This is a genomic window from Amycolatopsis sp. lyj-109, from assembly GCF_046548995.1.
GTDB lineage: Bacteria > Actinomycetota > Actinomycetes > Mycobacteriales > Pseudonocardiaceae > Amycolatopsis.
This window is the reverse complement of the sequence record NZ_JAJPWR010000015.1, coordinates 33,408-53,084: the sequence shown is the minus strand read 5'-3', so window position 1 is coordinate 53,084 and position 19,677 is coordinate 33,408. Positions and strand designations below refer to the sequence as shown.

21 protein-coding genes and 1 pseudogene are annotated in these 19,677 nt (G+C 70.7%); 8 read left to right on the top strand and 14 right to left on the bottom strand.

The window, feature by feature from the left end; translation table 11 throughout:
* Positions 1-78: 78 nt before the first annotated feature.
* The 4 genes and pseudogenes from ACLJQF_RS30235 to ACLJQF_RS30220 all read right to left on the bottom strand — a co-directional run.
* Positions 79-210: pseudogene (locus ACLJQF_RS30235) on the bottom strand (DUF5958 family protein); the annotation flags it as partial.
* A gap of 99 nt (positions 211-309) precedes the next feature.
* Positions 310-1,134: an MBL fold metallo-hydrolase gene (locus ACLJQF_RS30230; protein WP_410613737.1), complete on the bottom strand. Its 825-nt coding sequence runs from the start codon at positions 1,132-1,134 to the stop codon at positions 310-312.
* Positions 1,131-1,964: an MBL fold metallo-hydrolase gene (locus ACLJQF_RS30225; protein ID WP_410613736.1), complete on the bottom strand. Its 834-nt coding sequence runs from the start codon at positions 1,962-1,964 to the stop codon at positions 1,131-1,133. Before ACLJQF_RS30225 ends, ACLJQF_RS30230 begins: the two co-directional genes overlap by 4 nt.
* Entirely contained in the window at positions 1,964-2,542 is a 579-nt protein-coding gene (locus tag ACLJQF_RS30220) for a TetR/AcrR family transcriptional regulator (RefSeq protein WP_410613735.1), read from the bottom strand. Before ACLJQF_RS30220 ends, ACLJQF_RS30225 begins: the two co-directional genes overlap by 1 nt.
* Positions 2,543-2,608: 66 nt before the next feature.
* On the opposite strand from ACLJQF_RS30220, the gene ACLJQF_RS30215 reads away from it, so the two are divergent.
* The 3 genes from ACLJQF_RS30215 to ACLJQF_RS30205 are packed head-to-tail and all read left to right on the top strand — an operon-like array spanning position 2,609 to position 5,213.
* On the top strand, positions 2,609-3,514 hold the full coding sequence (locus tag ACLJQF_RS30215) for an aldose 1-epimerase family protein (protein ID WP_410613734.1): 906 nt from the start codon (positions 2,609-2,611) through the stop codon (positions 3,512-3,514).
* Positions 3,481-3,975 (top strand): GNAT family N-acetyltransferase, encoded by a 495-nt coding sequence (locus ACLJQF_RS30210; protein ID WP_410613733.1) that lies wholly within the window; start codon positions 3,481-3,483, stop codon positions 3,973-3,975. Before ACLJQF_RS30215 ends, ACLJQF_RS30210 begins: the two co-directional genes overlap by 34 nt.
* Before the next feature lie 20 nt (positions 3,976-3,995).
* A complete protein-coding gene (locus ACLJQF_RS30205) occupies positions 3,996-5,213 on the top strand; it encodes an amidohydrolase (protein WP_410613732.1) in 1,218 nt (405 codons plus the stop codon).
* A gap of 48 nt (positions 5,214-5,261) precedes the next feature.
* Here ACLJQF_RS30205 and ACLJQF_RS30200 read toward each other — a convergent pair whose 3' ends face one another.
* The 3 genes from ACLJQF_RS30200 to ACLJQF_RS30190 form a co-directional block, all read right to left on the bottom strand.
* Positions 5,262-5,867 (bottom strand): Uma2 family endonuclease, encoded by a 606-nt coding sequence (locus ACLJQF_RS30200; RefSeq protein WP_410613731.1) that lies wholly within the window; start codon positions 5,865-5,867, stop codon positions 5,262-5,264.
* Between the two features lie 121 nt (positions 5,868-5,988).
* The gene (locus ACLJQF_RS30195) at positions 5,989-6,540 is read right to left on the bottom strand and encodes a Uma2 family endonuclease (RefSeq protein ID WP_410613730.1); all 552 of its coding nucleotides are present in this window, start codon (positions 6,538-6,540) and stop codon (positions 5,989-5,991) included.
* Positions 6,541-6,589: 49 nt separating this feature from the next.
* Complete coding sequence (locus tag ACLJQF_RS30190; protein ID WP_410613729.1) at positions 6,590-7,726, bottom strand: acyl-CoA dehydrogenase family protein; 1,137 nt, start codon at positions 7,724-7,726, stop codon at positions 6,590-6,592.
* A gap of 101 nt (positions 7,727-7,827) precedes the next feature.
* Between ACLJQF_RS30190 and ACLJQF_RS30185 the strand changes: the two genes are divergently transcribed.
* The 4 genes from ACLJQF_RS30185 to ACLJQF_RS30170 all read left to right on the top strand — a co-directional run bounded on the left by ACLJQF_RS30185 (position 7,828) and on the right by ACLJQF_RS30170 (position 12,323).
* Positions 7,828-8,409: a TetR/AcrR family transcriptional regulator gene (locus ACLJQF_RS30185; protein WP_410613728.1), complete on the top strand. Its 582-nt coding sequence runs from the start codon at positions 7,828-7,830 to the stop codon at positions 8,407-8,409.
* A 41-nt stretch (positions 8,410-8,450) separates the two neighbouring features.
* Positions 8,451-9,392 (top strand): carbohydrate kinase family protein, encoded by a 942-nt coding sequence (locus ACLJQF_RS30180; RefSeq protein ID WP_410613727.1) that lies wholly within the window; start codon positions 8,451-8,453, stop codon positions 9,390-9,392.
* A gap of 197 nt (positions 9,393-9,589) precedes the next feature.
* A complete protein-coding gene (locus tag ACLJQF_RS30175) occupies positions 9,590-10,906 on the top strand; it encodes a citrate synthase (protein WP_410613726.1) in 1,317 nt (438 codons plus the stop codon).
* A gap of 67 nt (positions 10,907-10,973) precedes the next feature.
* Positions 10,974-12,323: a cryptochrome/photolyase family protein gene (locus ACLJQF_RS30170; RefSeq protein WP_410613725.1), complete on the top strand. Its 1,350-nt coding sequence runs from the start codon at positions 10,974-10,976 to the stop codon at positions 12,321-12,323.
* A 30-nt stretch (positions 12,324-12,353) separates the two neighbouring features.
* On the opposite strand, the gene ACLJQF_RS30165 is transcribed toward ACLJQF_RS30170, so the two are convergent.
* The 6 genes from ACLJQF_RS30165 to ACLJQF_RS30140 form a co-directional block, all read right to left on the bottom strand.
* Positions 12,354-13,544: an ABC transporter permease gene (locus tag ACLJQF_RS30165; RefSeq protein ID WP_410613724.1), complete on the bottom strand. Its 1,191-nt coding sequence runs from the start codon at positions 13,542-13,544 to the stop codon at positions 12,354-12,356.
* A complete protein-coding gene (locus ACLJQF_RS30160; RefSeq protein WP_410613723.1) occupies positions 13,541-14,455 on the bottom strand; it encodes an ABC transporter ATP-binding protein in 915 nt (304 codons plus the stop codon). Before ACLJQF_RS30160 ends, ACLJQF_RS30165 begins: the two co-directional genes overlap by 4 nt.
* Positions 14,448-14,987: a hypothetical protein gene (locus ACLJQF_RS30155; protein ID WP_410613722.1), complete on the bottom strand. Its 540-nt coding sequence runs from the start codon at positions 14,985-14,987 to the stop codon at positions 14,448-14,450. Before ACLJQF_RS30155 ends, ACLJQF_RS30160 begins: the two co-directional genes overlap by 8 nt.
* A complete protein-coding gene (locus ACLJQF_RS30150) occupies positions 14,984-15,253 on the bottom strand; it encodes a helix-turn-helix transcriptional regulator (protein WP_410613721.1) in 270 nt (89 codons plus the stop codon). Before ACLJQF_RS30150 ends, ACLJQF_RS30155 begins: the two co-directional genes overlap by 4 nt.
* Positions 15,254-15,322: 69 nt before the next feature.
* Positions 15,323-16,864, bottom strand: coding sequence for a glycerol-3-phosphate dehydrogenase/oxidase (locus tag ACLJQF_RS30145; RefSeq protein WP_410613720.1), 1,542 nt, complete (start codon positions 16,862-16,864; stop codon positions 15,323-15,325).
* Complete coding sequence (locus tag ACLJQF_RS30140; RefSeq protein ID WP_410613915.1) at positions 16,861-17,424, bottom strand: TetR/AcrR family transcriptional regulator; 564 nt, start codon at positions 17,422-17,424, stop codon at positions 16,861-16,863. Before ACLJQF_RS30140 ends, ACLJQF_RS30145 begins: the two co-directional genes overlap by 4 nt.
* Positions 17,425-17,521: 97 nt before the next feature.
* Here ACLJQF_RS30140 and ACLJQF_RS30135 point away from each other — a divergent pair, with 97 nt between their 5' ends.
* Complete coding sequence (locus ACLJQF_RS30135) at positions 17,522-19,132, top strand: FAD-binding oxidoreductase (RefSeq protein WP_410613719.1); 1,611 nt, start codon at positions 17,522-17,524, stop codon at positions 19,130-19,132.
* On the opposite strand, the gene ACLJQF_RS30130 is transcribed toward ACLJQF_RS30135, so the two are convergent.
* The gene (locus tag ACLJQF_RS30130) at positions 19,110-19,664 is read right to left on the bottom strand and encodes a gamma-glutamylcyclotransferase (RefSeq protein WP_410613718.1); all 555 of its coding nucleotides are present in this window, start codon (positions 19,662-19,664) and stop codon (positions 19,110-19,112) included. The two genes, ACLJQF_RS30135 and ACLJQF_RS30130, sit on opposite strands and share 23 nt — an antisense overlap.
* Positions 19,665-19,677 lie beyond the last annotated feature (13 nt).

The window sequence follows — 19,677 nt, the reverse complement described above, 5'->3', positions numbered from 1 at the left end:
GACCGGTCGACGAGCTTGGTCAGCTGCGGTGTCCCGCCGTCGAGGTGCAGGGCTGGGGATCATCCGGTTCCCCTTGGATCACAAGTGGTGCCACCTGTGTGTGCACTGCCCCGCGCACAGCGCGCGCCGCCGGTCGTCCGCGACCGCGAACAGCGCGGCGACCAGGCGGAACGCCGGCACCTGCTGGTAGTCCGGGAGAGCGCAGATCTTCCGGAGCTGGACATGCGGCGGCCGACCCGCAGCAGGACCGCCGCGGTGTCGCCGGGCTTGATGCGAGCTGGTTCAGCCGGACCTCGTGCTTGCCCGGGATCACCGGCGCAGTGCGGCCAGTTCGGCCGGGCTGTGCGCCGAGAAGACCGTGACCTCGTCCTGGTGGGTCCGCGCCAGCTCGTGCAGCCGCGCCAGGTTCTCCAGCCGTGGCCCGCGCAGCGTCTGGACGATGGTCTGGAACGCCGTCAGCCCCGGCGGGCAGTGCGGGGCGACCGGGTCCAGCTGGCCGTGGAAGAAGTACGCGTCGCCGGCGTGCAGCAGCCAGCCGTCGCCGGTGTCGATCGCCACGCCGGTGTGGCCGCGCGTGTGGCCGGTGAGCGGGACCAGCAGGATCTCCTCGGGCAGGCCCTTGAGCGAACGGACCGCCTCGAAGCCGAACCACGGCTCGCCCGTCTCGTCGTAGGTGCTCCACAGCGGGCGGTGCGCGAACTGCGCCGCGCGGTAGCGGTTCTTCTCGGCCGCGTTCGCCGGGGACGTCGCCGCGCGGTGCTCCTCGGACCGGACGTGGACGACGGCGTTGGGGAAGTCGGCGAGCCCGCCCGCGTGGTCGACGTCCAGGTGCGTCGCCACGATGTGGCGGACGTCGGCCGGGTCGAGGCCGAGGGCCTCGATCTGGGCGACGGCCGTCTCGGCGGCCGCCGGCTCGGCGCCGACCAGCGCCAGGAACGGACGGCCCAGCCACTCGCCCGGGCGGGCCACGCCCTGCGTGCCGAACCCGGTGTCGACCAGCACCAGGCTGTCACCGGTCTCGATCAGCAGGCAGTGGGCGACCAGCTCGGACCGCCGCAGCAGGCCGGGCTCGCCGTCGAGCAGTTTGCCACCCACCGGGCGCATCGATCCGCAGTTCAGGTGGTGCACCTTCATACGCTGCTCCTGGTGCTCAGCCGGAGGAATTCGGTCTCGTCGTGCGCGGCGAAGACGGTGACCTCGTCGCCGTGCTCCTGAACAAGCTGGCGCAGGCGGCGGTGATTGTCCAGTCGGGCACCACCGACGGTTTCCATGCGGCCCTCGAACCACTTCAGGCCCGGCGGGCAGTGCGCCGCGGCCGGATCGACCTGCCCGTGGAAGAAGTACGAGTCACCCGCGTTGAGCAGCCAGCCTCGACTGGTGTCGACGGCGATCCCGGCGTGTCCGCGCGTGTGCCCGGAGAGCGGGACCAGCAGGATCTCCGGCGGCAGGCCGTCGAGCTGCCGGACGGCGTCGAAGCCGAACCACGGCTCGCCGCTGTCCGCATAGGACGTCCACTGTGGACCATGGGCGAACTGGATCCGGCGGTACCGGCCGCGTTCGTCGGCGCGCGGTTCGGTGAACGCCCGCAGCTCCTCGGCGTACACGTGCACGCGCGCCCACGGGAAGTCGATGAGCCCGCCGGCGTGGTCGAGGTCGAGGTGGGTCAGCACGATGTCGCGGACGTCGGCCGGGTCGAAGCCGAGCGCCCGGATCTGCGCGATCGCCGTCTGCGCCGGGTCGGCGATCGGGTTGGACTGCCGGACGAACCCGGCGCCCAGCCAGGCGTTCCGGTCGACGGCGGCCGGTGTGCCCATGCCCGTCTCGACGAGCACGAGGCCCGTGCCGGTCTCCAGCAGCAGGCAGTGGCAGACCATGGTGGCGCGCCGGAACACGCCGGGCCGGCCGTCGATCAGCTTGCCGCCCAGGGGGCGCATGGTGCCGCAGTTGAGGTGGTGGACGCGCATCAGGAGAACTCCCGGTCGAGGGTCGTGTGCAGGTGGGCGGCGACGGCGCGCAGTGGCACGAGGTCGCGGCGGGTGCGGGCCAGCAGCAGCCCGCCTTCGATCGCGGCGAGCACGACGGTGGCGAGCTCGTCGGCGCGCTCGGCGGAAAGGTCTTGCGTGGCAAGGTATCCCCTGAGGATTCCGTGCCAGGACGCGTAGCCGTCCGTGCACGCTTCCCGGATGGGTTCGCTCGCCGCGGCGGCGTCGAGGGCGACTGTCGCGAGTGGACAGCCGCGCTGGAAGTCCGATTCGGTCAGGAAACCCGCGAGCGCGTCGACCGCGCGGTCGATCCCGGTCGCGGGGTCGGGGGCGTCGGCGAGAATGGCTTCGAGGAGGGCGCCGGTGCGCGCGCTGGAAAGCCGGACGGCTTCGGCGGCGAGCTGCTCCTTGCCGCCGGGGAAGTGGAAGTAGAGCGACCCCTTCGGCGCGCCACCGGCCGTCGTCAGCTGGGTGAGGCCGGTGGCGTGGTAGCCCTGGGTCTGGAACAGGTCGGCGGCGGTGTCGAGCATCCGCTGCCGCGTGTCGGTGCGGCGAACCATGACCCGACCGTAGCGCAAACTATGACGACCGGTCTAGTGACTTCGTGGATCGGTAAGGTCGTCCGCATGGGCAACCCGACCGGTCAGCAGTTCGAGATCACCCGCGGCAACGCGCGCGCCGTCGTCACCGAAATCGGGGCCGGCCTGCGCGCGTTCGAAGTCGGCGGCGTGCCGTACGTCGAGGAGTTCCCGGAAGACGCGAAGCCGCCGATGGGCGCCGGGCAGGTGCTGCTGCCCTGGCCGAACCGGACCAAGGGTGGCCAGTGGACGTTCCAGGGGGAGAAGCAGCAGCTCGACGTCACCGAGGAAGCGCGCGGCAACGCCATCCACGGCCTGACCCGCCACCTCGAATGGGAGCTGCTGGAGCACGCCGAGTCGTCGGTCACCCTGGCCGTCGACGTCGAGGTGCGGCCCGGCTGGCCGGTGCCGCTGCGTGCGACCGTGACGTACGAGGTCGCGCCGCGCGAGCTGATCGTCACCCACGAGATCCGCAACGAAGGCGAGCAGCCGATCGGTGTCGGCGTCGGCACGCACCCGTACTTCCGGATCGGTGACGTCCCGACCGACGAGCTGACGCTGACGCTGCCCGCGAGCCGCGTCCGGCCGTCGTTGCCCGAAGAGCAGATGCCGTACGCCGAAGAGCAGGACGTCGAAGGCACGGAGTACGACTTCCGCGCCGGCCGCGTGCTGGCGGGCGTCAACCTGGACACGGCGTTCGGCGGCCTCGCGGCGGCCGAGGACGGCCGGCACCACATCGTCTTCAGCCACGACGGCCAGGAACTGCTCGTCTGGACCGGCCCCGACTTCCGCTGGGCCCAGGTGTTCACCCCGGACGACCTGATCGGCCGCGGCCGGGCGGTCGCGATCGAGCCGATGACCTGCCCGGCCGACGCGCTCAACACGGGCACCGACCTGATCGAGCTGGAGCCGTCGGCGTCGTGGTCGGGCAGCTGGGGCATCCGGGTCCGGTGACGCCCCTTCGCCTGGGCGTCGCCGACGCGGGTGAAGTCCTGACACTGCAACGGGCCGCGTACGTCACCGAGGCCCGGGCGCACGGGGACCTGGACCTGCCGCCGTTGCTGGAGACCCTCGATGAGACCCGTGCGGCCCTCGCGGGCCTGTCCTGGGGTGTGCGCGAGTCGGGTCGTCTGGTGGCGTCGGTGCGGCTGACGGTGACCGGGCCGGTCGCGGTGATCGGCCGCCTGGTCGTCGCGCCGGACCGCCAGGGGGCCGGGCTGGGCGGCGGGTTGCTGCGGTTCGCGGAGTCGGCGGCCCCGCCGGAGGTGACGCTGTTCCGGCTGTTCACCGGCTCGAACAGCGTCGGGCCACTGCACCTGTACGCCAAGCACGGGTACCGGGAGACGCACCGGACACCGGAGAACAACCACGAGCTGGTGCACTTGGAGAAGGCCCGCGTGCGCCCGCCCGAGTGAGTTCGTTAGCGTGGCGAACTATGGCGAAGGCAATTGTCGGGGGCCATGTCGTCCCCATCGACGGTGATCCCATCGAAGGCGGCACGGTCCTGATCGACGGCGGCAAGATCGTCGCGGTCGGCACCGAGGCCGATGTCGACATCCCGGAGGACGCCGAACTGGTCGACGCGGCCGGCACCTGGGTGCTGCCCGGCTTCTTCGACGCCCACGCCCACCTCGGCGTCCACGAGGACGGCGAGGGCTGGGCCGGCAACGACACCAACGAGATGACCGACCCGAACGGCGCCCGCTTCCGCGCCGTCGACGGCATCGACCCCTACGAGCCCGGCTTCGACGACGCCCTCGCCGGCGGCATCACGAGCGTCGTCATCAAGCCCGGCTCCGGCAACCCGATCGGCGGCCAGACGATCGGCGTCAAGACCTGGGGCCGCAGCATCCTCGACATGGTCTTCGCGGAGCACGTCAGCGTGAAGAGCGCGCTCGGCGAAAACCCGAAGCGCGTGTACGGCGAGAAGAAGCAGACGCCGTCGACGCGGCTGGGGGTCGCGGCGATCCTGCGCGAGGCGTTCACCAAGGCCCGCAACTACCAGGCGAAGCGCGCGCACGCGGAGTCCGAGGGCAAGCCGCACGAGGTGGACCTGACGCTGGAGACGCTGTCGAAGGTCCTCGACGGCGAGCTGTACTGGGACCAGCACGTCCACCGCGCGGACGACATCGTGACGGCGATCCGGCTGGCCGACGAGTTCGGCTACAAGCTGGTGATCAACCACGGCACCGAAGGCCACCTGATCGCGGACCTGCTGGCCGAGCGGGACGTCCCGGTCATCCTGGGCCCGCTGTTCACGACGAAGTCCAAGGTCGAGCTCCGCAACCGCACGCTGCGTTCGGCCGGCATCCTGGCCCGCGCGGGCGTGAAGATCGCGATCACCACCGACCACCCGGTGATCCCGATCAACTTCCTGGTGTACCAGGCGGCCCTCGCGGTGAAGGACGGCCTCGACCCGGCGACGGCGCTGCGTTCGCTGACCGTCAACCCGGCATCGATGCTCGGCCTCGACGGGCAGATCGGCTCGCTGAAGCCGGGTCTGGACGCCGACGTGGTGCTGTGGTCGGGCGATCCCCTCGATGTGATGAATCGTGCGCTGCGCGTCTTCGTTCGCGGCGACGAGGTGTATCACTTCGATGAGTCGCTCGGTGAAGGCGTGTCGAAGGACCGCCGCTACCGGGAGACCCGCTGAGTTTCGGGCGGCACGCCGGTGACCGGGCGGTTCCGGCGTGCTGCCCGATCAGTCGAGGAGTGCGTTCAGGTCGATCTTGACCGGGAACGGGACGTCGGTGGCGAAGGTGCCGGTCACCGCGGTGGCGTCCAGGTAGCCGAACTCGCCGGCTTGGTGACAAGCGACCAGCGAGATGGGGTCGCTCATGTCGATGATCCAGTAGTGCGGGATCCCGGCGTCGGCGTACTCGTCGTGCTTCACGCGGTAGTCGGTGCGCTTCGAGCCCGGCGACACGATTTCGATGACAACGGCTACTTCCTCCGCTCGCAGCATGGAACGGTCCTGTCGAACTCGCTCAATCCCCGCTCTCTCGACGATGAGCATGTCCGGGCGCCGGGAAAAACCAGGGCTGCCCGCAGGTGCCAAGCCGAGGTTCACATCGGTTTCGGGCAGAGCGCGGAGGTGGCTCGGCAGCTGTCCGGCAAGTTGCGGACCGAGTTCGAACAGCACGATGTTGTGATCGGGGATGGGGCTGGGGGACATCACGACGCGGCCTTCCACGAGTTCGGTGAAACCTGTGTCGGTTTCACCGAGCGCCGCGTACTCCTCGATCGTCAGCAGGTGATCCGGGATCTCCCACCGTCGAGTAGGGCCCGGCTTGGGAAGTGCAATCACAGCGGCTCCTCACGTCGCCCGGCATTGTCTCACGGCTCTGGTGCAACCAAGAGTAACCGTATCTGTACCGAGCGTGTGACACCTTTACCTCGACGCGGTGAACCTCGTGCCACCCGTCCGTTCAGGGAACCAGCGCGCCGAGTTCGAGCCGCACCGGGAACGGAACGTCAGTGCTGAACGTCCCGCTGACCGCCGGCGCGTCGGCATAGCCCGCGCCGCCGGTCCGGCAGGCGACCAGCGAAACCGGCTCGGCGAGGTCGACGATCCAGTAGTGCGGGATCCCCGCGTCGGCGTACTCGTCGCGCTTCACCCGGTAGTCCGTGCGTTTCGAACCCGGTGCCACCACCTCGGCCACCAGGACCACGTCCTTCGCGTGGAGCAGGCGGTCGCCGCGCTCGAACGCGGCCCGGTCGAGGACCAGCAGGTCCGGGCGGCGGGCGGAGCCGGGCCCGTCGTCCGGTGCCAGGCCGAGGTCCAGGTCGTTGGCGACGACGAACGCGAGCCCGGCGGGCAGTTGTCGTTCGAGTGCGGCGGCCAGCAGGCAGACGGCCAGGTCGTGGCGCCGGCCGGAGCCGGGGCAGCTGACCACGCGGCCCTCCATCAGCTCGGTGAAACCGAAGCCGGTGCCACCGAGCGCCGCGTACTCCTCGATGGTCAGCAGATGACCGGGCATTCCGCCACGCTATCCGTCACCGAAGAGCGACACCGGTCGCTGGATCGAGCTACGCGTTCTTCAGCTCCCGTGCGATGACGAGCCGCTGGATCTGGTTCGTTCCTTCGAAGATCTGCGGCACCTTCGCCTCGCGCATGTACCGCTCGACCGGGAAGTCCCGCGTGTACCCGGCCCCGCCGAGGACCTGCACGGCGTCCGTCGTCACCTTCATCGCGCCGTCCGTCGCCACCAGCTTGGCGATCGACGCCTGGCGCTGGAACGGCATCCCGCGGTCCCGCCGCCGGGCCGCGTCCAGGTACAGCGCCCGGGACGCCTCCACCGTCGCGGCCATGTCCGCCAGCAGGAACTCGATGCCCTGGAAGTCGATGATCGGGCGGCCGAACTGCGAGCGCCCCTTCGCGTACGTCACGGCTTCGTCCAGCGCCGCCTGGGCCAGGCCCACCGCGCACGCCGCGATCCCGAGCCGGCCCGAGCTCAGCGACGACAGCGCGATGCGGAGCCCGGCACCCGGGGAACCCAAGAGCCGCGAAGAAGGCACGCGCGCGTCGTCGAAGATCAGCTGGGCCGTCGGGGAGCCGGTCAGGCCCATCTTCCGCTCCCGGGCCGCCGCCGACAGGCCCTCGGTGGCGCCGTCGACCAGCAGGCACGAGATCTCGGATTCGCCCGTGCGGACCATCGTCGTGTAGAAGTCGGCCACGCCCGCGTGAGTGATCCACGCCTTGGTGCCGTTGACGACGTAGTCCGAGCCGTCGAGACGCGCGCGCGTCGACAGCGCCGCCGCGTCCGAGCCCGCGTTCGTCTCCGACAGCGCGTACGCACCCAGGAGCGAGCCTTCGAGCATGTCCGGCAGCCAGCGGTCGCGCTGCTCGCCGGTGCCGTACTCCGTCAGCGCGTAGCAGGACATCGTGTGCACCGACAGCCCGACGCCGACCGTCATCCACGCTGTCGAAATCTCCTCCAGGACCTGGAGGTAGACCTCGTACGGCACGGCGCCGCCGCCCCAGCGTTCCGGGTACGGCAGGCCCAGCAGGCCGGACTTGCCGAGCAGGCGGAACTGCTCGCGCGGGAACTGCTCGGCTTCTTCCGCCGCTGCCGCCCGGGGTGCGAGTTCGTCGCGCGCGATCTCCGTCGCCAACGCGACCAGGGCTTCGGCGTCGGAATCGGGCAGCAGGCGTTCGGCGGGCATCGATGTCCTCCAAAACTGTACTGAAAACAGTACTGTGGGTCTATTGAGAGTACAGTACGGGAGGCCTGGGGTGGCCGGAAGACGTAGGAGATAGTGAGCCGATGCGCCCCGAACCCCGCCGCCGGCCGACCGCGCGTCAGCAGGTGCTGCTCGGCGAGCTCGAGGCGCTCTTCCTGGCCGAGGGCTTCGCCGCCTTCACGCTGGACGACCTCGCCGGCCGGCTGCGCTGCTCGAAGTCGACGCTCTACGCGCTCGCGCCCAGTAAGGAGCAGCTCGCCGTCAAGGTGGTCACCCGGTTCTTCCGGGGCGCCGCGGAGCGGATCGAGGAGCGGATCGCCGGCATCGACGACGCGCCCAAGCTCATCGGGGAGTACCTGGCCGGCGTCGCCGAGCACCTCGACCGGGCCTCCGCCGCCTTCATGCGGGACCTCGCCGAATTCGGCCCGGCCCGGGAGGCCTACCAGCTCAACAGCCGCTTCGCCGCGCGACGGCTCCGGCAGTTCATCGACAAGGGCGTCGCCGACGGGGTGTTCCGCGACGTCCACGCCCGGCTGGCGGCCGAGATGACCGGGCTGATCATCGAGGGCATCCAGACCGGCGTGCTCGCCCAGCGGACCGACGTGTCCGACGCGGTCGCGTTCACCGCGTTGGGGGAGCTGCTGCTCGGCGGCTTGAACAAATAGCGGACAGGAATTGTCAGGCCGCGGTGAATTAAACTCCACGCGTGATCGTCGTAGGCGGAGAAGCTCTGGTCGACCTGGTTCCCGGCGACCCCTTGGATTCCACTGTGGACGGTGGGCTGCGCGCGCTGCTGCCCCGGCTGGGCGGCGGCCCGTACAACGTCGCGCTGGCCGCCGGGCGGCTCGGCGTGCCGGCGGCGTTCTTCTCCCGCGTGTCCACCGACCGCTTCGGCGAAGCGATGATCGATCGGCTGCACGACTCCGCCGTCGACACCTCGCTGCTGCAGCGCGGCGCCGAGCCGACGACGCTGGCCGTGGTGGCGCTCGACGCGAAGGGCGCCGCGCGCTACACGTTCTACGTCGAGGGCACCGCCGACCGGCTGGTCGCCGATCCGGGGCCGCTGGCCGAAGGTGTGACAGCGCTCTCACTCGGCACGCTCGGCATGGTCCTCGAGCCCGGCGCTTCGGCGTACGAGGCGATGCTTCGGCGCGAAGCGGCCCGCGGCGTGCTGACCGTGCTCGACCCCAACATCCGCGAGGCGCTCATCACCGACCCGGCGGCCTACCGGGCCCGGTTCGCCTCCTGGCTGCCGGACGTCCGGCTGCTGAAGATCTCCGACGACGACGCCGCGTGGCTCACCGAAGGCGCCGACCCGGTGGCCGCCGCGAAGACGTGGATCGAGTCCGGTGTGGACGCCGTGGTGCTCACCCGGGGCGCCGACGGGCTCTCGGTGATCACCGCCGCAGGTGAGCTGGCCCACGTGCCCTCGCGGAAGGTCACCGTCGTGGACACCATCGGCGCGGGCGACACCGTGCACGGCGCGCTGCTGGCCTGGCTGCACACCCGGGAGGCCACCGACCTGGACTCTCTCGACGCGGGCGCGTGGCGAGAGGCTCTCACGTACGCGGCGAAAGCGGCGTCGATCACGGTGTCCCGCAGCGGCGCCGAGCCGCCCACGTCCGCCGACATGGCCGCCACCGTGTGAACCTGGTCCCAAAGGGGCCCCCGGGAGCAACGTCGCCGCTGCGCGAAGGCGGGTTTCTCGACTAACGTTGAGGGGCATTCTTCATACCCCAGCGGGGCGGTGTGCAGCGAGGCGCCAGTGTTTCCTCGCGTGAACACGTGGCTACCTGTGGAACGTACAGGCGCCGCCGGCCCGTGCCCAACGTGAGAGGGACTTGCATGTCCGACGCGACGACTGCGGGGCAGTCCGGCGGCGAAACCGCGAAGCTGACCCTGCCGAGTGGCGAGCACGAGTTCAAGATCGTCCACCCGGTCGAGGGCGCGCCGGGGATCGAGCTGGGCAAGCTGCTGGCGCAGACGGGGTACATCACCTACGACCCGGGTTTCGTCAACACCGGTGCGGCGTCGTCCGCCATCGCCTACATCGACGGTGACGCCGGCATTCTCCGCTACCGCGGCTACCCGATCGAGCAGCTGGCCGAGAAGTCGACCTTCGTCGAGGTCTCCTACCTGCTGATCTACGGCGAGCTGCCGACCGAGACCCAGCTGGCCGACTTCACCGAGAAGATCCAGCGGCACACGCTGCTGCACGAGGACCTCAAGGCGTTCTTCAGCGGCTTCCCGCGTGACGCGCACCCGATGCCGGTCCTGTCCAGCGCGGTGTCGGCGCTGTCGACCTTCTACCAGGACTCGCTCGACCCGTTCGACGAGCCGAACGTCGAGCTGTCCACGATCCGGCTGCTCGCCAAGGTGCCGACGCTGGCCGCCTACGCGTACAAGAAGTCCGTGGGCCAGCCGCTGCTGTACCCGGACAACTCGCTCGGCCTGGTCGAGAACTTCCTGCGGATGACGTTCGGCTTCCCGGCTGAGCCGTACGAGGTCGACCCGGACGTCGCGAAGGCGCTCGACCTGCTGTTCATCCTGCACGCCGACCACGAGCAGAACTGCTCGACCTCGACCGTGCGCCTGGTCGGCTCGTCCGAGGCGAACCTGTTCGCCTCGATCTCGGCCGGCATCAACGCGCTGTTCGGCCCGCTGCACGGCGGCGCGAACGCCGCGGTGCTCGACATGCTCGAGGGCATCCAGAAGGACGGCGGCGACGTCGCCAAGTTCGTCGAGCGGGTGAAGAACAAGGAAAAGGGCGTGAAGCTGATGGGCTTCGGGCACCGGGTCTACAAGAACTACGACCCGCGCGCGAAGATCATCAAGAACACGGCGGACGAGATCCTGGGCAAGCTCAAGGGCGGCGACCAGCTGCTCGACATCGCCAAGAAGCTCGAAGAGGTCGCGCTTTCCGACGAGTACTTCATTTCGCGCAAGCTATACCCGAACGTGGACTTCTACACCGGCCTGATCTACCGGGCGCTGGGCTTCCCCACGAAGTTCTTCACGGTGCTGTTCGCGCTGGGCCGGCTCCCGGGCTGGATCGCGCACTGGCGCGAGATGATCAACGACCCGGCCACCAAGATCGGCCGCCCGCGGCAGATCTACACCGGCCACGCGACCCGGGACTACATCCCGATGTCCGAGCGCTGAGTCTCCTTCGGCTGACGATTGCGCCCCGTCGTGCATCTGCACGGCGGGGCGTTTATCGTTGTCCGTCGTGACTCGAGAAGCGCCGGTCGTCCTGTGGTTCCGCCGTGACCTGAGGCTCGGCGACCACGCCGCGCTGCTGGAGGCGTCGAAGCACAGCAAGCACGTGCTCGCGCTCTACGTCCTCGACGAGGCCCTCCTCAAGCCGGGCGGTGCTCCGCGTGAAGCGTTCTTGTACGGCTGTCTCGAAAAGCTGAACGAGCAGCTCGGTGGCCGCCTGATGCTGGTTCGCGGCGACCCGGCGGCCGAGGTCGTCCGCGCGGCGCGCAAGATCGGCGCGGCCGCGGTGCACGTCAGTGCGGACACCGGCCCGTACGGTCGCCGTCGGGATGCCGAAGTCGCGAAAGCGTTGGCCGACAACAACATCGACTGGGTCGAAACGGGCTCGTCGTACGCGGTGACGCCGGGCCGCGTCACCAAGCCGGACGGCGATCCCTACCGCGTCTTCACGCCCTTCTTCCGTGCGTGGACCGCCCGCGGCTGGCACTCGCCCGCCGACACCGGACCGTCTCTTGTGGACTGGGTCGAACCACCGCGCTCGCTGAAGATCCCGAAGCCGCCCCAGGTTTCCGCGACCTTGCCCGAGCCCGGTGAGCAGGCCGCGCTCGACGGCTGGCACGCATTCCTCGACGACGGCATCGAGACCTACGACGAAGACCGCGACCGGCCGGACCGCGAGGGTACGACCCGGCTTTCGCCGTACCTGCGCTGGGGGTGCATCCACCCGCGGACGATCTTGGCGGACCTGTCCGGCGACGACCGCGTCGGCGCGAAGTCGCTGCGCAGCGAGATCTGCTGGCGCGAGTTCCACGCCGACGTCCTGTGGCACCGCCCGGAAACGGCGCGCGGGAACTACGACCGTCGTTTCGACGGCATGAAGTACGACGACGACCGCGAGGCCTTCGAGCGGTGGTGCGAGGGCCGGACGGGCTACCCGATCGTGGACGCCGGGATGCGGCAGCTGCTGGCCGAGGGCTGGATGCACAACCGGGTGCGGATGGTCGTCGCGAGCTTCCTGGTGAAGGACCTGCACCTGCCGTGGTGGCTGGGCGCCCGCCACTTCATGAAGCACCTGGTGGACGGCGATCTGGCGTCGAACCAACTGAACTGGCAGTGGGTCGCGGGCTGCGGCACCGACGCGGCGCCGTACTTCCGCATCTTCAACCCGACGACCCAGGGGGAGAAGTTCGACCCCCAGGGCGACTACGTGCGCAAGTACGTGCCGGAGCTGCGTCCGGTGGCCGGGAAGGCGGTGCACAAGCTGAAGGACCGCCCCAAGGAGTATCCGGAGCCCATGGTCGACCACGCCCACGAGCGCCAGGTGTCCTTGGAGCGCTACAGCCTCGTGAGTGGTAATTAGGGTTCTAACCCTAATTACCACTCACGAGGGTTAGCCGCGCAGGGCCTCTGACAGCTTGATGCGGCTGCCGATCCGCAGCACGCTGTTGCCGTAGATTTTGCCGCCGACCCAGGTCAGCAGGGCGACGAGCGCGACGGTCAGCGTCAGCGACAGCCCGATCTCCCAGCCGGCCGCCGCGCCCGTCGAAATGCGGGCCGGCATCAGGATCGGGGACAGCAGCGGGATCAGCGAGACGATCTTCGTCGCCGAGCTCGCCGGGTTCTGGACCAGCAGGTTGAACCCGGCGATGAACCCGACCACCAGGATGATGTTGAGCGGCCCGACCACCGACTGGGTGTCCTCCTGCCGGGACACCAGCGACCCCAGCGCGCCGTAGATCGTGGCGTACAACAGGAAACCCAGCAGGTACCAGAGCAGGCCCCACAGCGCCGCGCCGGTCGCGAAGCCGGACAGCGTGAACACGCCGGTCGCCGACGCCGCGCCCAGCCCGACCACCGCGAGGATGACCAGCTGGGTCAGGCCGACCAGGCCGAGCCCGATCACCTTGCCCAGCAGCAGCTGCCACGGCCGCACACTGGCGAGCAGGATCTCCACGACCCGGCTCGACTTCTCCTCGACGACGCCCTGGGCGACCATCATCCCGTAGGTGATGATGCTCATGTACAGCAGGAACGCCACGACCAGCCCGACGATCAGCCGCTGCGTCTGGTCCGCCGGCTCCGGCGAAAGGGCGTCGTCCCGGACGTGGGTGCCGTTGACCCTGGCCATCACCTCGGCCGGCTCCAGCTGCGCGGACGACAGCACGCCGTCGAGCACCTGCTGCTGGGCGACCTGGTCGAGCACCCGGCGCAGCTCGGTGTCCAAAGAGGACTTGTAGGTGGCGGTCAGCTGCGCCGCGCTGCCCGAGACGAGTGCGTCGAGGTCGCCGCCTTCGACCTTCTGGCGGCCTTCCGCCGGGTCGGTGACGACGACCGTGCTGATCTCGCGGCCGGAAAGCGCCGCTTCGGTCTGCAGCTGGCGGGCGATCCCGATCGCCTGGCCGGTCAGCCCGACGGTCTTCTTGTTCGACGAGCCGGCCAGCGACGTCTGGAAGAGCACGTACCCCAGCAGCAGCACCAGCAGGACGCCGGTGCCGACCACGAACGACCTGGTGCGCAGCCGGGTGTTCAGCTCGCGCTTCATCACGAGCCAGACGGCGCGGCGGCCACTCAACGTCCTCATCGCGCTTCCCCCTTCTCGGACACCGCGTCGCGGAACAGCTCGGTGAGCGAGCGGCGACGGCGGCTGAACTCGGTGACCGGCCCGGTCGCCAGCGCGGCGGCGAGCACGGCCTGGTCGTCCGCGCCCGGTTCGAGGTCGAGCACGGCGGTGGTGCCGTGCTGCTCCAGCACGCGCACGCCGGGCAGGTCCGCGGCCCAGCCGTTGTTCGCGGCCGGCGCCGTCACGACGAGCTTGCTGCGCGCGCCCGCGGTCAGTTCGGCGACCGTGCCGACGGCGACCATGCGGCCGCCGCGGATGATCCCGACCCGGTCGCACAGCCGCTCGACGAGGTCGAGCTGGTGACTGGAGAAGACGACCGGCACCCCCGCGGCGGCCTTCTCCCGCAGGACGCCGCTCATCACGTCGACGGCGAGCGGGTCGAGGCCGGAGAACGGTTCGTCGAGCACCAGGACCGCGGGGTCGTGCACCAGCGCGGCGGCGAGCTGGACGCGCTGCTGGTTGCCGAGGCTGAGTTTCTGCACCTCGTCCTTGCGGCGGTCGGCCAGCCCGAGCCGGGTGATCCAGGTTTCGGCGTTGCGGTGGGCTTCGCCGGCGCTCAGGCCGTGCAGCTCGGCCAGGTAGACGAGCTGGTCGAGCACCTTCATCTTCGGGTACAGCCCGCGTTCTTCCGGCATGTAGCCGATGTGGGTGCGCGTCTCGTGCGTGATCGGTTTGCCGTCGAAGCGCACCTCACCGCCGTCGGCGGCCAGCACGCCCAGCGCGATCCGCATGGTGGTGGTCTTGCCGGCGCCGTTGCTGCCGACGAAGCCGAACAGCTCGCCGGCGCGGACGTCGAACGTGACGCCGTCCAGCGCGACCTTGGCGCCGTAGCGCTTGGAGATCCGGTCGATCTCCAGGGTCCCCTCAGGCATTTTCCATCCCCTCTTCGAAATCCTCGGGGTCGTCGTCCGGCAGCGACCAGCCCAGCACGATGGCCGGGATGGTGGTGCCGGTGACCAGCAGCGCGGACAGCATCATCGCGCCTTGTGCCGCGGTGTCGGCGACGATCAGGCCGTAGCACATGGCGATCAGCATCAGGTAGCTGAGCGCCTGGTAGCCGATGTAGGTGACGCGGTGGCGCCACTCGCGCTCGCGTTCGTCGAGCAGGCGCGAGAAGCTGCCGCTCATCCGGCCGGTCAGGACGCGCAGGGTGAGGAACGCGAACCCGCCGGCCACGAGGCCGGTGAGCCAGAAGGCCGGGAAGGTCCAGCGCGGGTCGGCTCTGAACTGCGTGGCGCCGGCGACCAGGGCCAGGTCGGCGGCGATCAGCACGGCGACCAGTGCCCGGCGGTGCTTCCGCGTGCGCCAGCCGGGCAGCCGGCGGGCGCGTTTCCGTTCGGCTTCTTCCAGCTTGTCGAGCTGGCGTTCCCAGTAGGCCGCGAGGCGGCCCGGCTGCTCGGTCATGCTCCCCCCTCGCGGTAGACCTGGGTGGAAAGAGGCGTGAACGGCTCACGGCCGAAGACCGCCTCGACGGGCAGGTCGAACACCGCGCAGAGCCGGAACGCCAGGTCCAGGCTCGGATAGTGATCGCCGCGCTCGAGCGCGCCGATGGTCTGTGGGTTGACATCGACGGCGCTCGCGAGCGCGGCTCGGGTCATCCCGCGCTCGGCCCGGAGCACGGGAAGCCGGTTGTAGATCGGCAGCTCTTTGCCGCGTCTGACCGGACTCATGGAACTAACTGTTGCAAAAACCCAACGGCTCGTCAACTTAAGGGAACATCAAGAACCGGTTGCGCGTGTTCAGCCAAGACCTGCTAGCGACTTGTCGACAAGTTCCGCCACGCGCGACCGCGCGGCCTCGGCGTCCGACGGGATCAACGCCAGCCGTGTCCGGCGCTCCAGGACGTCCTCGACGTCCAGCGCCCCCTCGTTCCGGACCGCCCACACCACCTCCGCCGCCGTGATCTCGGTCCCCGGGCCGACCGGGGCCGCGAACTCCGCGTCCAGCTCGCCCAGTGCCGCGACGCGCGGTGCCTCCGTGCCGTACCGGGCCACCAGCCGCGGTGCGGCGTCCACAAGGGACAACTCGGCCCGCGGAGCCGCGCCCAGCAACGGCAGCCGAGCCGTCCGGCACGGCGAAACCGGCAGTCCCGCCAAGCGGACCGCCGCGTCGACCGCGTCCTCGGCCATCCGGCGGTACGTCGTCAGCTTGCCGCCCACGACCGTCAACAGCCCGTCGGAACCGGCCAAGACCGCGTGCTTGCGGGACAGGTCCGCCGACCGGCCGCCGGTTCCCTCGACCAGCGGTCGCAACCCCGCGTACGACCCGGCGATGTCCGCGCGCGTCAGCGGCCGCGACAACACCGACGAAGCCAGCGACAGCAAGAAGTCCACATCGGACTCGGGAACCACTGGGACAGGGGGAATCGGCCCCGAAACGGGCTCATCCGTCAGTCCCAAGTAGACGCGGCCGTCCGGCTGGGGAAGCAGGAAGACGAACCGGTTCGTCTCCCCGGGCACGCCGATGTTCACCGAGGTCGTGCCCATCGGGACCGTCCCCGGGGCGAGCACCAGGTGCGAACCGAGCGACGGCCGCAGCCGCACCGCGCCCGTCAGCGTTCCGGCCCAGACGCCCGTCGCGTTGATCACCTGCCGGGCCTGGATGTCCACTGTGGACCCGGAAAGACCGTCGCGGACCTGGACGAGGTCCGCCGAAAGCGAAGTGGCCGAGAGTCGCGTGAGGATTCGCGCGCCGAACGACGCCGCCGTTCGCGCGAGGGTCACCACCAGGCGGGCGTCGTCGACCAAAGCGCCGTCGTAAGCCAGCAGGGCGCCGCGCAGACCGTGCGCGGAAAGGCCGGGCGCCAGGGCCAGGGCCTCCAGCGGGGGAACCGAGCGCGGCCGCGGCAGCACCGACGACGGTGTGCGCGCCGCCCGGCGCAGCAGGTCGCCGGCCCGCAAGCCGGCCGCGACCAGCTTTTCCTGGGTTCGGGAAGTGCTGGGATACAGGGGGAACAGCTGCGGCATCGCCCGGGTGAGGTGCGGGGCCGTGCGCGTCATCAGGATCCCGCGCTCCACCGCGCTTTCGTGCGCCAAGCCGAGCTTGCCGTGCGCCAGGTACCGCAGGCCGCCGTGAACCAGCTTCGACGACCAGCGCGAGGTCCCGAACGCCAGGTCGTGTGCCTCGACGAGCGCCACCGACAGGCCCCGCGAAGCCGCGTCCAGGGCGATGCCCGTTCCGGTGACGCCGCCGCCGACCACGACGATGTCCACGCGCTCGCCCGACGCCAGCTCCGCGAGCTCGCGTTCGCGGCGCCGCGCGTTGAGCGAGCCGGACGTCATGGTCGCAATGCCGCGTCGAGCACGTGGGTGAACTCCGCCATCAGCGCCGCCTCGTCGACGTCGACGGTGGCCGGGCGCAGCGAGAACGCGAACGACTGCACCACCAGCAGCACCGACCGCGACTGCACCGCGACCGGCGCGCGCCGGATCGAGCCGTCCTGGTGGCCGGCCTCCAGGAGGCCGTGCAGGGCCTGTTCGGCGAACTTCTGCGTCGCGCCGAGCCGCTCCACGATGTACGGGAGGACGAGCTCGGGGTCGACGTCGAGCAAGGTGCGGAACAGCGGGTCGGTCGACAGCGAGCGGACGCCGGCCGCCGCGATGAGCACGAGCCGGTCGCGGCTGTTCGCGGCGTCGGCGCCGCCTTCGCTCGCCGTGCGCAGCAACCCGCTGAACTCGCGGGTCATCAGCGCGGCGAGCACGCTGCGGACGTCGGGGAAGCGGCGGTAGACCGTCATCCGGCTGACGCGGGCGGTGCGGGCGATTTCGGCGAGTGTGGTGCGGCGCACACCGACGGCCAGCACGCACGAGCGTGCGGCGTCGAGCAGCACGTCATCGGCCACCCGGGTCGCCGTCTGGCGGTTGCGGGTGTCCGCGAGCGCGGAGGAACCCGCCGTCTGCATGGTGTGACGTTTTACGTCCATGTGTCACACTGTAGTCGTGAACGCTCTCATTGACCACCGCCTCCGCCGGTCCTGGACCGAGGAAGCCGCCCCGCTGCCCGCGCGTGCGGCCAGGTGGCTCGACCAGCGTATCGGCCCGGTGGGCCCCGCCGCCGCTCCCGCGGGCGACATGCCGGTAAAAATACCGTCACCGAGGCTGGCGAAACCTGCCGAGGAAGCGCTTGCGAAGGTCGTCGGCGTGGAAAACGTGCTGGTCGACGACCCGGCGCGGCTCGCGCGGGCGACCGGCCTGTCTTACCTCGACCTCCTGCGGCGCCGTTCGCCTTCAGCGGACTTCCCGGTGCCCGACGCCGTCGTGCTGCCCGCCGATCCGGACGAGGTCCAGGCGGTCCTCGAAGTCTGCGTGCGGCACGACATCGGTGTGGTGCCCTTCGGCGGTGGGACGTCGGTGGTCGGCGGCGTCGCGGCGCTGCGCGGGGAGAAGACGTCGGTGATCGCGCTGGACCTCGTCCGGCTCGACGCGCTGGTGTCGGTGGACGCCGAGTCGCGCATCGCCGTCCTGCAGGCCGGCGTCCGCGGCCCGGAGGCCGAGCGGCTGCTCGCGGAGCACGGCCTGACGCTCGGGCACGTCCCGCAGTCCTTCGAGCGCGCCACGATCGGCGGCTTCGCGGCGACGCGCTCGGCCGGCCAGTCGTCGTCGGGTTACGGGCGGTTCGAGGACATGGTGACCGGCGTGCGGCTGGCCACCCCGCGCGGCGCGTGGAAGCTCGGCGTCGCCCCGGCGTCCGCGGCCGGGCCGGACCTGCGCCAGCTCGCGATCGGCAGTGAGGGCACGCTCGGCGTGATCACCGAAGTCGCGCTGCGGGTGCGGCCGGCGCCGCCGGTCCGGCGCTACGAGGGTTACGCGTTGCCGGGCTGGGTGGCCGGCGCCGAAGCGGTGCGGGACCTCGCGCAGCACCACGCGCTCGCCGACGTCACCCGGCTGTCCGATGTGGACGAGACTGAAGTGTCGCTCGCGTTGAACGCCGGTGTGAAAACGGCGGCGCTGCGCCGCTACCTGGCCGCGCGGGGCGTGCGGCGGCCGTGTTTCCTCATCGTGGGCTGGGAAGGCACCGCGCGCGACGTGGCGCTGCGTCGCCGTGAGACGGTCCGGCGACTGAAGGCTTCGGGTGCCGTGCGCGTCGGCAAGGCGCTCGGCGAGTCGTGGCGGCACGGCCGGTTCGCCGGGCCTCGGCAGCGGGACACGTTGCTGGACATGGGAATCTGCGTCGAGACGCTCGAAACGGCCGCCTACTGGTCCACCGTGGACGAGTTGCGCGACGACGTCCGCGCGGCGCTGACGGCCGCACTGGGCCGGTCGATCATCATGTGCCACATTTCGCACGCGTACGAAACGGGTGCGTCGCTGTACTTCACCGTCCTGACGGCTCGCGACGAAGCCGACCCGGTCGGCCAGTGGCAGCGGGCGAAGGCGGCGGCGTGCGAGGCGATCGCCGGGCTGGGCACGATTTCGCACCACCACGCCGTCGGCGTCGACCACGCGCCCTACCTGAGCGCGGAAATCGGTTCGCTGGGGGTCGAGGTGCTGCGCGCGGCCAAGTCCGCGGTGGATCCGACCGGGATCCTCAACCCCGGAAAGCTGGTGTGACGACCTCGCAGGGCACGCCGTGGCCGTCGGCCGCGACGCCTTCGAGCCGGGCCGCCGCGGTCTGCGGGACGTCGGCGGTGCGCACCGGCGCGCCGCCGACCAGCAGCGGATAGCGGATCGGCACGGCGCCGACGTACGTGTGGACGTCGGTCAGGCGCGTGCCGTCTTCGAGGGTGATGTCGGGGTCGGTCAGCCGGGCCAGGTGGTAGCGGGTGCCGCGGCCTTCGCAGCGGTCCAGGACCGCCAGCTGGTCCGGCGTCACGAACCAGATGGCGTGGTCCTCGACGCCGTCCAGTGCGGTGAGGGTGGCCGGGCGCTGGTCGTCGACCACGCGGAAGCCGGCGGCCCACACCGCGGCGAGCCCGGCGCAGCGTGCGTGCGCCACGACGACCGGGCCTTCGAGGCCGAGCCGGGCGCGCAGCCAGGTGATCTTCGACGGGTTCGCGTTCGAGCCGTAGGTCAGCACGGCGAGCCGGGCGCGCCAGCCGTCGGGGGCGGTTTCCAGGGGGTGCCCGACGCCGTCGACGTGCACGAACGAGCGGCCC